Annotated in this window: 14 protein-coding genes; 9 read left to right on the forward strand and 5 right to left on the reverse strand. The window is 70.6% G+C overall.

The features are described 5' to 3' along the window. The first annotated feature begins 3 nt into the window (after window positions 1-3). From ACZ60E_RS33795 to ACZ60E_RS33810, 4 genes are read left to right on the forward strand one after another with little or no spacing between them, the layout of a single operon-like run. Entirely contained in the window at window positions 4-858 is an 855-nt protein-coding gene (locus tag ACZ60E_RS33795; protein ID WP_384815907.1) for a branched-chain amino acid ABC transporter permease, read from the forward strand. Then, the gene (locus ACZ60E_RS33800; protein WP_469445440.1) at window positions 855-1937 is read left to right on the forward strand and encodes a branched-chain amino acid ABC transporter permease; all 1083 of its coding nucleotides are present in this window, start codon (window positions 855-857) and stop codon (window positions 1935-1937) included. The genes ACZ60E_RS33795 and ACZ60E_RS33800 overlap by 4 nt, the downstream gene beginning before the upstream one ends. After that, entirely contained in the window at window positions 1934-2635 is a 702-nt protein-coding gene (locus tag ACZ60E_RS33805; RefSeq protein ID WP_469445442.1) for an ABC transporter ATP-binding protein, read from the forward strand. The genes ACZ60E_RS33800 and ACZ60E_RS33805 overlap by 4 nt, the downstream gene beginning before the upstream one ends. Further along, complete coding sequence (locus ACZ60E_RS33810) at window positions 2632-3324, forward strand: ABC transporter ATP-binding protein (RefSeq protein ID WP_469445444.1); 693 nt, start codon at window positions 2632-2634, stop codon at window positions 3322-3324. The genes ACZ60E_RS33805 and ACZ60E_RS33810 overlap by 4 nt, the downstream gene beginning before the upstream one ends. A gap of 151 nt (window positions 3325-3475) precedes the next feature. Here the strand turns inward: ACZ60E_RS33810 and ACZ60E_RS33815 are convergent, their stop codons facing one another. Further along, complete coding sequence (locus ACZ60E_RS33815; RefSeq protein WP_469445445.1) at window positions 3476-4489, reverse strand: LLM class flavin-dependent oxidoreductase; 1014 nt, start codon at window positions 4487-4489, stop codon at window positions 3476-3478. 94 nt (window positions 4490-4583) lie between these two features. On the opposite strand from ACZ60E_RS33815, the gene ACZ60E_RS33820 reads away from it, so the two are divergent. Together ACZ60E_RS33820 and ACZ60E_RS33825 are read left to right on the forward strand one after the other, a co-directional pair. Then, window positions 4584-5534, forward strand: a complete 951-nt coding sequence (locus ACZ60E_RS33820) for an LLM class flavin-dependent oxidoreductase (protein WP_469445447.1) — start codon at window positions 4584-4586, stop codon at window positions 5532-5534. A gap of 179 nt (window positions 5535-5713) precedes the next feature. Next, window positions 5714-6772 (forward strand): phosphotransferase family protein, encoded by a 1059-nt coding sequence (locus tag ACZ60E_RS33825; protein ID WP_469445448.1) that lies wholly within the window; start codon window positions 5714-5716, stop codon window positions 6770-6772. A 21-nt stretch (window positions 6773-6793) separates the two neighbouring features. Here the strand turns inward: ACZ60E_RS33825 and ACZ60E_RS33830 are convergent, their stop codons facing one another. Continuing rightward, window positions 6794-7246, reverse strand: a complete 453-nt coding sequence (locus ACZ60E_RS33830) for a MaoC family dehydratase (RefSeq protein ID WP_469445450.1) — start codon at window positions 7244-7246, stop codon at window positions 6794-6796. Between the two features lie 199 nt (window positions 7247-7445). On the opposite strand from ACZ60E_RS33830, the gene ACZ60E_RS33835 reads away from it, so the two are divergent. Then, window positions 7446-8687: an acyl-CoA dehydrogenase family protein gene (locus tag ACZ60E_RS33835; protein ID WP_469445452.1), complete on the forward strand. Its 1242-nt coding sequence runs from the start codon at window positions 7446-7448 to the stop codon at window positions 8685-8687. A 63-nt stretch (window positions 8688-8750) separates the two neighbouring features. On the opposite strand, the gene ACZ60E_RS33840 is transcribed toward ACZ60E_RS33835, so the two are convergent. Further along, window positions 8751-9305, reverse strand: a complete 555-nt coding sequence (locus ACZ60E_RS33840; RefSeq protein WP_469445454.1) for a TetR/AcrR family transcriptional regulator — start codon at window positions 9303-9305, stop codon at window positions 8751-8753. Between the two features lie 216 nt (window positions 9306-9521). Between ACZ60E_RS33840 and ACZ60E_RS33845 the strand changes: the two genes are divergently transcribed. After that, window positions 9522-11177 (forward strand): AMP-binding protein, encoded by a 1656-nt coding sequence (locus tag ACZ60E_RS33845; protein WP_469445455.1) that lies wholly within the window; start codon window positions 9522-9524, stop codon window positions 11175-11177. Window positions 11178-11324: 147 nt separating this feature from the next. Here the strand turns inward: ACZ60E_RS33845 and ACZ60E_RS33850 are convergent, their stop codons facing one another. Beyond that, window positions 11325-11744, reverse strand: a complete 420-nt coding sequence (locus tag ACZ60E_RS33850) for a MaoC/PaaZ C-terminal domain-containing protein (RefSeq protein ID WP_469445456.1) — start codon at window positions 11742-11744, stop codon at window positions 11325-11327. Continuing rightward, a complete protein-coding gene (locus tag ACZ60E_RS33855) occupies window positions 11741-12187 on the reverse strand; it encodes an FAS1-like dehydratase domain-containing protein (RefSeq protein ID WP_469445457.1) in 447 nt (148 codons plus the stop codon). The genes ACZ60E_RS33850 and ACZ60E_RS33855 overlap by 4 nt, the downstream gene beginning before the upstream one ends. Before the next feature lie 65 nt (window positions 12188-12252). Between ACZ60E_RS33855 and ACZ60E_RS33860 the strand changes: the two genes are divergently transcribed. Then, window positions 12253-13428, forward strand: a complete 1176-nt coding sequence (locus tag ACZ60E_RS33860; protein WP_384815235.1) for an acyl-CoA dehydrogenase family protein — start codon at window positions 12253-12255, stop codon at window positions 13426-13428. Window position 13429 lies beyond the last annotated feature (1 nt).

A 13429-nucleotide genomic window follows, 5' to 3' on the forward strand; every position in this document is an offset into this window, starting at 1 on the left:
ACCATGGACTTCGCCCAACTGCTCAACGCGGTGGCCTTCGGGTCCCTGCTGATGATCCTCAGCTCCGGCCTCGCCATGATCTACGGCCTGCGAGGCGTGACCAACTTCGCGCACGGCGCGCTGTACATGGCGGGCGCCTACCTGGCCTACAGCGTCACCCAGCACCTCTCCTTCTGGTGGGCGCTGGTGATCGTGCCGCTCGCACTGGCCGTCCTCGGGGCCGCGTTGGAACTGGTGTTCTTCCGCCGGCTCCAGGGACGCTCACCCATCGAGACCGGTCTGGTGACGTTCGGCCTCGCCATGGTCCTGGAACGCGTGATCGTCCTGATCTGGGGCGAACGGACGCTCTCGGTGAACGCCCCCGCCGGGCTGGACGGCACCACCTCCCTGTTCGGCACGCACTACCCGACGTACCGGCTGCTGGTCATCGGGATCGCGCTGGTCATGGCGGTGGCCCTGGTGTGGTGGCTGCGGACGAGCCGGACGGGTCTGCACATCCGGGCCGCCAGCCACGACGTCGAGACCTCGTCCGTCATGGGCATCAACGTCGACCGGGTCAGCCTGGTCGTGGTGTGCCTCGGAGCGGCGCTCGCCGGACTGGCGGGCACGCTGGCCGCCCCGTACGTGTCGGTCGACCCGGGCATGGGCGTGGGCATCCTGATCAACGTCCTGATCGTCGTGGTCATCGGGGGAGTGGGCAGCATCGGCGGGGCGATGGTCGCGGGGATGGCCCTCGGCCTCGTCCAGACCATGGGGAGTGTCCTGCTGCCGAGCTACTCGGTGCTCGTCCCGTACGCGGCCCTCGTCGCCGTGCTGCTGTGGCGGCCCGCCGGGCTGGCCGGAAAGAGGCTGTCATGACCGACCGGAGAGAGGCTGTCATGACCGATACGACCATCCGGCAGCCGCCGGCCGTGTCCGAGCCGGCCGCGGGCGACGGGGGCGCGGGCAGGAAGCGGTGGATCCGCGGCGCGATGGTCGCCGTGGCGGTGCTGCTCGTCGGTCTCGCGGTGCCGCACCTCGGCCTGGACTCCTACTACATGGGCCTCGTCCTCAGCGGGGTGATCCTCGCCCTGCTGTCCCTGTCGATCGGCTTCCTGGCCAGGCGTCTCGGCCTGATCAGCCTGGGGCACACCGCCTTCTTCGGCGGCTCCGCGTACGCCCTGGGCATCGCGGTCACCCACTGGGGGTGGAGCCCTATGCCCGCCGCGCTCTTCGCCTTCGCGGCCGGCACCCTGCTGGCCCTGCTGATGGGCGTCCTGGTCGTACGGTCGTCGGGCATGGGCTTCCTGATGCTGACCCTGGCACTGGGACAGGCCCTCTACCAGTTCTCGACACAGTCGGTGGCCCGGCCCTACACCGGCGCGTACGACGGCCTCCAGCTCCAGTTCGGCGCCGATGACACCTTCCTGGGCATGACGGCACCGCAGCTCATGGACGCGGGACTGTTCTGGCCCGTCGCCTGGGTCGCGCTGGTCGTCTCGGCGGTCGCGCTGTGGGCCGCCGGACGGTCCCGGTTCGGGACGGTGCTGGAAGGCATCCGCGAGAACGAGGAACGGATGCGGTTCTCGGGCTACGACACCTTCGTCCCGCGCCTTGCGGCCTTCGTCCTCTCCGGGGCCGTGGCATCCCTGGGCGGAGTGCTCTTCGCCCTCAACGCCGCCTACGTCTCTCCCGAGGTGCTGAGCTTCGTCAAGGCGGGTGACTCGCTGATCGCCACCATCGTGGGCGGCATGGGCACCTTGCTGGGACCGGTCGTCGGAGCACTGCTCTACACCTACGCCCAGGCCCGGTTCAACGTCTCGGGGAACCTGCCCCTCTACACCGGCGGCGCACTCGTCCTGGTGCTGCTGTTCCTCCCCGGCGGGGTCCTGGGAGGCCTGGAAGCGCTGCGCAGGCGCCTGCCGTTCCTGCCGGCCAGGAAGAAGGACCGCACATGACACTGTTCGAAGGATCGGCGGTGACCGTCCGGTACGGGGCGGTCAAGGCGCTGGAGAACATCGACATCCGGCTCGAACCCGGTGTCGTCCACGGGGTGATCGGCCCCAACGGCGCCGGCAAGTCCACCTTCATCGACGCCCTCTCGGGCCGTAAGCGGCCGTCCGCGGGCAAGGTCCTGCTGGACGGCGAGGACATCACGGCCCGGCCGGTCGGGTGGCGCCGCCTGCACGGCGTCTCCCGCTCCTTCCAGCGGACGAGCGTGTTCGCGTCGATGACGGTCCGCGAGCAGCTGGAGATGGTCGCCCGCAGGACCGGGGGGAAGGACCTCGACGACATCGTCGGCGCCCTCGGGCTCGGGCCGTTCCTCGGCCGGGTCTGCAGCGAGATCGCGTACGGGACCCAGCGCTCGGTCGACCTCGCGCTGGCGCTGATCGGCGAGCCCCGGGTGGTCCTGCTCGACGAGCCGTGCGCGGGGCTGGTGGCCGACGAGGCGGCCAGCATGCTCGGCCACATCCGCTCGATCTGCAAGGACCGCGACGTCGCCGTGCTCCTGGTCGAACACGACGTGGACGGCGTCTTCCGCACCTGCGACGCGATCACCGTACTGAACCTCGGCAAGGTGCTGACCTCCGGCGCCCCCGCCGACGTACGCAAGGACGAAGAGGTCGTCCGGGCCTATCTGGGAAGTGCCGCATGAGCGTGGTGTTGGAGTTCAGGGATGTGCACGCGTCCTACAGCGGCGCGGTCGTGCTGCAGGGAATCGACTTCGAGATCGCCGAAGGGGAGTCCGTCGGGCTGGTCGGGCGCAACGGCGCGGGCAAGAGCACGGCTCTGACTTCGGTGTACGGCATCCCCACCGTGACCGGCCACATCCTCGTCGGCGGCAAGGTCATGGGCAGGAAGCGGTACGAGCCCACCGCGCGGGGCGTCAGCCTGGTCCCGCAGGGCAAACGCATCTTCCCCAACCTCACGGTCGAGGAGAACATCCTGCTCGGCCGCGCCTCGGGGCGGAAGGGACAGTGGACACTCGCCTCCGTGTACGAGCTGTTCCCCAACCTGGCCCGGGGAGCGAACCGGCCGGGCACCGCGCTCAGCGGCGGCGAGCAGCAGATGCTGGCCATCGCCCGCGCGCTGATGGCGGAACCCCTCCTGCTGATGCTCGACGAGCCCACCGAGGGACTGGCGCCCGTCGTCATCGACGAACTCGTCGGCGCGTTGCGGCAGATCCGCGAGCGGGGCACCGCCCTGCTCCTGGTGGAGCAGCACATCGGGATGATCCAGCAGCTCGCGGACCGCTTCCTCGCCCTGAGCAAGGGCGAGTTGGTGAGCCAGGGGCAGGTCGGTGAACTGGCGACGAGGGCGGTGCAGGAGCTGATCGCCCTCTGAGCGGCCGTCTCCGCGCGGCCGTCTCCGAGCGGTCGTCGTCCGGGGGACGGCGGACAGCCCGGGTCCGGGCCCTCCGCCGTCCCCCGGCCGCCGTCCCCGCCCGTCGTCCCCGTCCGTCGTCCCCGTCCGCTGTCCCGGGCCGAAGGTCCTGTCAGCGGGCGAAGGTCTCGATGATCGCCTCGGTGTTCTCCGCGACCCGTTCGGGGGTGAGGGTGAAACTCGGGGAGTACAGCGCGGCGTGGTCGTAGCGCTTCTCCAGCGCCGGGAGCGCGTCCCGGACCTCGTCTACGGTGCCCGCGACCGCCATCTGGTCGAGCATCGCGTCCGAGACCGCGTCGATCATCGCCGGGTGGTCGCCCGCGTGGAACGCGGTCCGGATCGCGGCTGCCTCGGCTCCGAACCCGGAGGCCTCCATCACCGGACCGTACGCCTTCGGGGCGGCGTAGAAGGCGATCTGGGCGGCGGCCTCACGGCGGGCGGACGCGGTGTCGTCGGCGATCGCGCAGATGACGACACCCTTCAGCAGGACGTCCTGCGGGGAGCGCCCGGTCTTCGCCGCCCCGCGGGCGACCGCGGGCCCGACGACGTCCTCCAGGTACCGGTCGGTGACCGTGGGATGGCAGATCAGCCCGTCCGAGACCCGGCCGGCCACCTCGATCATCCGGGCGTTCACGCCCGCGGTGTAGATGGGGATCGTGGGACGCAGCGGCGGCTCGATGCCGGCCGTGGGCGTGATGTCCACGTGGTAGAAGCGGCCGTCGTGCTGGACAGGTCCCTCGTGCAGGCGCCAGAGCCGGCGCAGCAGCGGGATGAGCTCCTCCATCCTGGTGGCCGGTCCTTCGGCGTCCTTGATCCCGTGCCAGCCCTCCATCATCCGGCGGGTGCCCGTGCCGAGCCCCAGGGTGAGGCGGCCGTCGCTCATCTCGTCGAGGAAGCGGGCGTCGTTGGCGAGTACCAGAGGGGAGCGGCCCACGGCGTAGGCGATCGCGGTTCCCACTCCGATACGGGAGGTGGCCGCGGCCATCGCCGCCACGGAGACGACGGCGGAACGGTTGAGGAACTCGCCGGACCACGCGGCGTCGAACCCGGCGGCCTCGGCGCGCTCGGTGATCCTCCGGGTCTCCTTCAGCCCTCCCGCGAGGACGGTGATACCGCGAGTGGTCATGTCAGTGGCCTTTCGTCCGAGAACCCAGCCGATAGTTTCAATGGTTAGACCTTATAGTGCAACAGGTGAATCACTGCAGAAAGGTGTCGGTCCCATGGCCCCGCTCACATCGACGTTCACGATGGGAATCTCGGATCAGGACGGCTTCACGACGCCGGACCCCCGGCGCAGACGCCGGCTGCTCGACCGGGTCGAGGCGGCCGGCCTCGACCATGTGTCCGTGGGGGACCACATCAGCTTCCACGACGGGTCCGGCTTCGACGGCATGATCACCGCGAACACCATGCTGTCCTCCCACGACAGGCTGTCGGTGCTCATCGGGATCTACCTGCTCGGACTGCGCCACCCGATGGCGACCGCCCGGCAGCTGTCCACACTGAGCCAGGCGGCGTCCGGACGGCTCACGCTCGGCGTCGGCGTGGGCGGCGAGGACCGCCGCGAGGTGAGCAACGCGGGTGTCGACCCGAGGACCAGGGGACGGCGCCTGGACGAGGCCCTGATGCTGGTCCGGCGGCTGCTGACCGGTGAGGAGGTCAGTCACCAGGGGGAGTTCTTCCAGCTCGACGAGGCCCGGATCCGGCCGGCTCCGGACCCGGGCATCCCGATCGTCATCGGCGGCAAGGGCGAGGTGGCGGTCCGGCGCACCGCGGAGTCGGGGGACGGCTGGCTCGGCATCTTCTGCTCCGCGCGCCGCTTCGCCGAGACCCGGGAGCGGATCCTCGACGCGGCCTCGGCCCTCGACCGGCCGACACCGTCGTGGTTCGGGGTGAACGTCTGGTGCGGCCTGGACGGCGATCCGCGGGTGGCCCGGGAACTGCTGGCGGCGAAGATGCAGGGGCTCTACCACCTGCCGTACGAGAAGTTCCAGTACATCGCCCCGGCGGGCACCCCGGAACAGGTCGCGGAGTTCCTGCTGCCGTTCGTCGAGTCGGGAGCCGAACACATCACCGTCATCCCCGTCGGGTCGAGCGTCGAGGCGGAGATCGACGCGGTGGCGGCGCTGCGGGAACAGCTCGGCAGGGCCGTCGGCGCCGCGCGGAAGTGATCGGAGCAGCCGGTACGCCGCCGCCGGCCGGCAGGCTGACGCCGGTGAGGTGGGCCGCGGTGTCCCCGGGCCTCGGCGTCCCCAGGCCTCGGCGTGGCCGGACGCGGCACTGTGGAGATCTCCAGTGCCCGTGGGGTCCGCTCTTGTCCGGTGAGGTTCGGCCCGGGGAGGTTTGCCGGGTGACAGTCGAATCCTCTGACGCATCCCGCGACCGGTCCCACGAGGCGCGGCTGCGGGCCAGGTTCACCGACGCCGTGGCGGCGCGATGGGCCGGAGCGGGCGTGGAAGGCCTGCGCAGACTGCCCGGCGGCGTGTCCAGCCTCACCTACGCCGCGACACTCGGGGTTCCCGGTGGGCCTCCGAGACCGGTCGTCGTGAAGATGGCGCCTCCCGGCCTGGCTCCGGTGCGCAACCGCGACGTGCTCCGGCAGGCCCGGGTGCTCCGCGCCGTCGGTGCGGCGCCCGAGGTGCCGGTCCCGTCCGTCCTGTTCGAGGACGACGGGGATCCGCCGCTCTTCGCGATGGACCTGGTGCCCGGCGACTCCTACGAACCGCTCCTCGACGTGAGCGCCGACCCTCCCGGCGCGGCGGTCGTCGACCGCAGAGCGCGCGCGGCCGCACGTGTCCTGGCACGGATGCAGTCGCTCGGTCCCGGGTCCCTCGGCATGGCGGACGAGCCCGTCGTCACCGTGAAGGAGGAACTCGACCGCTGGGCCCTGCTCCTCGACACGGTGGACGACGACGTCTGCCCGGGCCACCGGGAGCTGTACGCCGCCCTGGCCGACCGTGTCCCGCGTCCCCTGCCGCCCGTGCTGGTGCACGGGGACTACCGGCTGGCGAACATGCTCTTCCAGGGCGACGCGCTGAACGCCGTCATCGACTGGGAGATCTGGTCGGTCGGCGATCCGCGGACGGATCTGGCGTGGCTGCTGATGCACACGGACCCCGTCCACCGTTTCGAGGAGACGCGCGACGGGGCCGACCTGGCCGCGGGGCGGGGCATGCCCGGCAGGGACGAACTGCTGGCGGAGTACGGGCGGGTGCGTCCGGTGCCGGCGGCCGGACTGGACTGGTTCCTGGCCTACTGCCACTACAAGACGGCGTCCACCCTGTCGGTGTTCGTGAAGCGCAACCGGCGGCGTCCGGATCCGGACGCCAGGCTGGTCACCGCCGCCGCGAGCCTCGCCGCCGTCGTCCGGCGGGGCCGGAGCATCCTCGAACGGGCCGGCCGGGGCTGACGTCTCGGCCGGCCCGGTCCCTCAGTCGAAGTAGGCGATCACGGCGTCCGCCACGCAGGCCGGCCGCTCCCCGCCCTCGGTCTCGAAGGTCTGGGTGACGGTGAAGCGGGTGCCACCCTCGATGGCGTCGGCCGCCTTCAGCGTCGCGCGCATCCGCAGCCGGGAACCCACCGGCACGGGGGAGATGAACCGCACCTTCTCGAAGCCGTAGTTGAGTCCCAGCGAGTGCCCGCTCAGCGAGTACAGCTCGTAGAGGAACTTCGGCCCCAGCGACAGTGTGTACAGCCCGTGCGCGATCGTGCCGTCGAAGCCGGCCCGACGGCCGCGCTCCGGGTCGACGTGGATGTCCTCGTGGTCGTCGGTCGCGGACGCGAAGGCGTCGATCCGGGCCTGCGTCACCTCGTGCCACGCGCTGGTGCCGATCTCCTGGCCGACGAGTTCTTGCAGTTCCGCGATGCCGTTCAGTTTCAACATGGCGCAGATCAGAACACGGAGCCGGTGCGGGGGAGGAGCGGGAGTGGACTGGGCGCTGTAGCGGTCCACAGTGGCCCGGCGCACGGTCAGGACCGGGTACGGCGGGACCGCCCTACGGTGAGGCCGAAACCGAAACCGGAAGCGAAACCGGACAGCACCGGAAGCGGACAGGACCGGAACTGGACAGGAGGGGCGCGTCATGAGCTGGTCGGTTCCCGAGGACGTCGTACGACTGGTGAAGGATCTCGACGTCTTCATCGACGCCGAGATCAAGCCGCTGGAGGACGAACACCCGCAGTTCTTCGACCACCGGCGGGAGTACGCCCGCACCGACTGGGAGCGCGACGGCTACCCGGCCGCCGCCTGGCGGGAGGTGCTCGCGGAGATGCGGCGGCGGGCCGACGCGGCCGGGTTCTACCGCTATCCGCTGCCCGCGGCGCTCGGCGGGCGCGACGGATCGAACCTGGCGATGGCCGTCGTCCGGGAGCACCTGACCACGCGCGGCCCCGGGCTGCACTTCCCGCACGCGGACGAGGCGTCCGTGGTGGCGAATCTGCCGCTGGCTCTGGTGCTGCACGCGTACGGGACGGCCGAGCAGAAGGAGCAGTACCTCGACCGGTACGTCCGGGGCGAGATCGAGATCGCCTTCGGGCTCACCGAACCCGAGCACGGCAGCGACGCCACCTACCTCCAGACCACGGCGGAACGTGACGGCGACGACTGGATCATCACGGGCGAGAAGCGGTTCAACAGCCTCACGGACGCCGCCGAGGTCGACCTGGTCTTCGCCAGGACCTCGGGACAGGACGGCAAGGCCCAGGGCATCACCGCCTTCCTGGTGCCCACCGATGCGCCCGGCTTCGAGATCGTCGGCAACCACTGGACGTTCAACATGCCGAGCGACCATCCCGAGGTCCGCCTCACCGGTGTCCGGGTACCCGCAGGCGCGGTGCTCGGCGAGCTCGGCCGGGGCCTGGACCTCGCCCAGCTCTTCGTCCACGAGAACCGGATCAGACAGGCCGCCTCCTCGCTCGGCGCGGCGCAGTTCTGCATCGACCGCAGTGTCGAGTACGCCCAGCGGCGCGTGGTCTTCGGCAAGCCCCTGCACGAGCACCAGGGGGTGCAGTGGCAGCTCGTCGAGTTGCAGACCGAGGCCGAGCTGGTGCGCAACACGATCCACAGGACCGCCGTGATGATGGACGAGCGGGGGAAGACGGCGGTCTCGGGCAAGGTCGCCATGGTGAACATGCGCGGGAACCAGCTCGCCTGCACGGCGGCGGACCGGGCGATCCAGATCCATGGCGGGATGGGGTACACCCGGGCGCTCCCGTTCGAGCACATCTACCGTCACCATCGCCGCTACCGGATCACCGAGGGCACCGACGAACTGCAGATGCGCCGGATCGCGGCGGGCATGTTCGACTTCGGTTCCCGCCGCTGAAGTCAGGGGCCGAAGTCAGGGCGGGTCGAAGTCAGCACGGGCCGAGGTCAGGGTGGGCTGAGGTCAGGACGGTTCGAAGGACTCGAATCCGTGGGACAGCAGCCGCAACAGCAAGGCGTTGACGTCGGCACCGTCGAGAGCCCGCGCCGGCCAGTAGGACAGGGAGAAGACCATGCCGAGACAGGCCTGTGTCATCGAGGCGATCTCCGCGTCACCCAGGTCCGGGAACCGCTGCGCGAACAGCGCTTCCCAACGGGTGGTGTACTGACCCCTGCGACGGGTGAACGATCGTTTCCACGGGTCGACGAGTGAGCGCACCTCGCGCTGGTAGAGGTTGACCAGGTGCCGGTGCCGCGCGGCGAAGTCGATGTGGTGCTCCAGCGCACGCCGCAGATCACGGGCCGGGTCGCCGTGCACGGGTACGGTGGCGCTGATCAGTTCGTCCATCGCCTCGTTGAGGAGCGTGGCGAGGATTTCGTCCTTGCCCGAGAAGTGGCGGTACAGGGAGGGGCCGCTGAGGCCCGCGCGGGCGCCCAGTTCATCGACCCCGACTCCGTGGAAGCCCTTCTCGTAGAACGCCGTGGCCGCGGCGTCGAGGATGGCCCGGTCCCTGCTCATCAGCCGAAGTCATCTCCTGTGAAAGGTCGTTGGGCGGACGTCGTCGCCGGGACACATTAACGCACCGTCCGTGGCGGGGGACCGCGCCGGAACACGCGGGAGCGGGTGGCCGCACAAGCATTGTCGTAAACGGTCTTACCATTGTACGGTGCCAACCATATAGCCATCCATACTCCCGTCCGGGCATGAACAGCGACAGGTAGGCAGGCGAATCACATGTCAATGGCGACGGTGCGCGAGCGGTTCACCGAGGAGCAGATCCAGAGCTACTACGCCGACGGTTCCTGGTGCGACTACAACTTCTTCGACGCTCTCGAACGTCAGGTGCGGGAGCGGCCCGACAAGGTGTTCGTGACGGACTCCACCACCTCGTACACCTTCCGGGAGCTGCGGGACGCGGCTCTGCGTCTCGCGGTCGGTCTGGTGCGCCGGGGTGTCGCGCCGGGCGACCGGGTGACCGTCCAGGTGCCGAACTGGACCGAGTTCGTGGTCATCTCCCTGGCGGTCTCCCGGGTGGGGGCGCTCATCGTGCCGATCATGCCGATATACCGGCGTGACGAGGTCGGCCACATCGTGGGAAGCGCCGGCCCCAAGGTCGCCTTCACCACCGGCCGCTACCGCGGGTTCGACCACGACGCCATGTTCCTGGACATGACCGGGGACAGTCCCACGCTCGACACGGTGATCGTGGTGCGCGGCGAGCGGACGACCGAGGGCAGCCTGCGGTACGAGGACGTACTGGCCGAGGTCACGCCCGAGGAGGCCGGGGCCGAACTGCCCGCGGCCCCCGGCCCCGACGAGCCGTGGGTCATCGTCTTCAGCTCCGGCACGACGTCCCGGCCGAAGGGGTGCGCACACACCTTCAACACCATGGCCACCGGCGCGCGACTGCTCGGCAGGGGCTGGCACTACACCGAGGAGGACGTGCAGTTCGGGCCCTCCCCGATCACGCACACCACCGGCCTGGTCACCAGTGTCATCCTGCCGCTCATCCACGGCGCCTCGTCGCACATCATGGAGAAGTGGGAGCCGCGCGAGGGCCTGGCGCGGATCGCCAAGTTCCGCTGTACCGCGGCCGTGACCGCCACCACGTTCCTGCAGATGCTGCTCAACGCCTACGACCCGGACGTCCACGACGCGGGCAGCATGCGGTTCTGGACCTGCGCCGGCGCGCCGATCCCCGGCACGTTCGTGCAGCGGGCGGTGGCCACGCTGCCGGACATGCGGGTGCTCAGCCTCTACGGCCGCACCGAGAACATCACGACCACGATGTGCACGCTCGACGACGATCCGGCGCGGTCGGTCACCTCCGACGGCAAGGCGCTGCCGTTCCAGGAGGTGCGCATCGTGGACGGACAGGGCGAGGAGGTGCCGCGCGGCACGGAGGGCGACATCGCCTACCGGGGCGCCATGAACGCGCTGGGGTACATCAACCAGCCCGAGGAGACCGCGAGCATGTTCACCGCCGACGGGTTCTCCCGCTCCGGCGACCTCGGGGTGATGGACGACGACGGATACGTACGAGTGACGGGGCGGCTCAAGGACATCGTGATCCGCGGAGGCCTCAACATCAGCGTCCGGCAGGTCGAGGACCTGCTCTCCGCGCACCCGGCCGTCGGCGAGGTGGCCGTGGTCGGCATGCCCGACGAGAAGATGGGCGAGAAGGTCTGCTGCTACCTGGTGCCCGCCGCCGGCGCCGAGTCGCTGACCCTGGAGGAGATCAAGGACTACCTCCTGGGTGAGGGGCTCGCGATCCAGAAGGTTCCCGAGCGGCTGGAGATCATCGCGGCGCTGCCCTCCACGGCCACCGGCAAGATCCAGAAACATGTGCTGCGGAGCGACATCGCCGACAAGCTGAAGGCCGGGCGTTGACCGGTCCGCCCGTGGCGTCGACCGCGCCGCCCGCGGGAGTGGCCGCGCCGCCCGTGGGGGTGGCCGCCGAGGTGTCGAGCGGGGTGCCGGGTCCCCGGCGGTCGCCGTCCCGCGGCTGCGGAGCGGTGACCGCCGGGGTGTGCGTACTCAGCCGTCGGCGACCACGATCACCGCGCGGCCCGACACGAGCGTCGTCCCGTCCCTGGTCGCGGCGAGTTCCATCGTCGCCAGGGTCCGGCCGCCGTCCCCCGGCGCGAGCGAGGTGACCTCCCCGGACAGCTCGACGACGTCCCCGATCGCCAGGGGCGCGGTGAAGCGGACGCCGTACTCCCGCAGGTTCTCCACCCCGCACCAGTCGGTGAGCCAGGCGGCCAGCAGTCCGGCCGTCAGCTGCCCCATCGCGATCGGCCGGTCGAAACCGGCAGCGGCGGCGAAGGCGCCGTCGTGGTGCAGCGGGTTGAAGTCACCGCCGGCGCCGGCGAAGCGCACGATGTGCGTCTGGGTGAGGGGGCCGACGCGTCGTGACGGGGGACGGTCGCCCACGACCGCCCCCGGCGGTGTCCTCATGACCGTCCCCTCTCGATCAGCACCTCGCGCTGGGTCACGGCGAGTTCGCCCCGACCGTCGACGAATGCGGTCTCCAGCGTGATCAGGCGCATGGTGCCGCCGCGGCGCCCTTCGCGTGTCTCGTCGCCGACGACGCGACGAGTGCCCCGCAGGGTGTCCCCGGCGACCAGGGGCCGCCGGTAGAGCCAGTCCACCGACCCCACCACGACCCGGCTCAGTTCCAGGCCGAGTTTCTCCACGAAGGCCCGCTGGTCGCGGTGGTGACCGGCCACCACCACATGGGTGGCGGTGGCCGGGGTGCCGGAGAACCCGTTCTCCGCGGCGAGTCCGGGGTCGGTGTGCACGGGGTCGTCGGTGCGCGTGGCGCGGACGAATTCGAGGATCTTGCCCCGTTCGACGTCGAAGGCGACCCTGTCGACCACGGTGTCGATCAATGTATTCATACGCAGACTCCTTTTGGTCTGACCTATAGTATGGTTTCGCGAACCTGACCGACAAGGCGGTGACCATGGATCTGTCCGACGCTCCCGACGAGGCCCGGTTCCGGCAGGACGTCCGGACCTGGCTGCGGAGCAGCCTTCCCACGCTCCCGTGGCCGGAGCCCGCCGACCTGATGGAGAAGGCGCCCTTCTGGCGCCGGTGGCAGCGGATGCTCTTCGACGCCGGCTACGCCGGCCTCACCTGGCCGAAGGAGTACGGCGGACAGGGACTGGACGAGCGGATGCGCGCGCTCTTCAGCGAGGAGTGCGATCACGCCGGGGCGCCGGAGCGGCTCAACACCGTCGGCGAGGACTTCACGGGGCCGACCATCGCGCACTTCGGCACCGCCGCCCAGAAGGAGCGCCACCTGCGCCCCATCCTGAGCGGCGAGGAGATCTGGTGCCAGCTGTTCTCCGAGCCTGACTCCGGCTCGGATCTGGCCTCCCTGCGCACCAGGGCGACCAAGGTGGACGGCGGCTGGCGGATCACGGGCCAGAAGATCTGGACCAGCCGCGCCCAGCTCGCCGCCCACGCGATCCTGCTGGCGCGTACCGGCGGGGGCGAGCGGCACAAGGGCATCACCTACTTCCTGCTGCCCATGGACAGCGCGGGTGTCACCGTCAGGCCGCTCGCGCACATGCTCGGCGAGGCCGAGTTCAACGAGGTGTTCCTCGACGACGTCTTCGTGCCCGACGACGCCGTGGTGGGCGAGGTCGACGGCGGCTGGAAGGTCGCCATGGCCACCCTCGGCTTCGAACGGGTCGCCATCGCCACCGGCCGGGTCAACACCACCAAGGCCGTCGAGGACATCGTCGCCGACGTCCGCGCCAAGAAGGCCGCCGACGGCAGCCGCCTCGGCGCCGACCCCCATGTGCGGCAGAAGGTCGCCGACCTGTGGGGCCGGGCGCTGGTGCACCGCGCGATCGGCCAGCGGGTCGTCTCCGGCGCGGTGTCCGACGGCCCGCCCGGCCCCGTGACGTCGATCGGCAAGCTCTACTTCTGCCCGCTCGTGGAGGACCTCGCCGACTTCCGGCTGTCCCTGGAACCGCTGGGCGACCAGTTCGCCCTGGAGGACGAGCACGCCGGGGCGCAGTGGTGGCTGCGGCTCGCCAACCAGGCCCGGGGCACCGCGATCGCCGGCGGTTCGACCTTCATCCAGCGCAACATCGTCGCCGAGCGGATCCTCGGCATGCCGAGGAGCTGAC

The sequence above is a fragment of the Streptomyces sp. NPDC102514 genome (genome assembly GCF_055584525.1).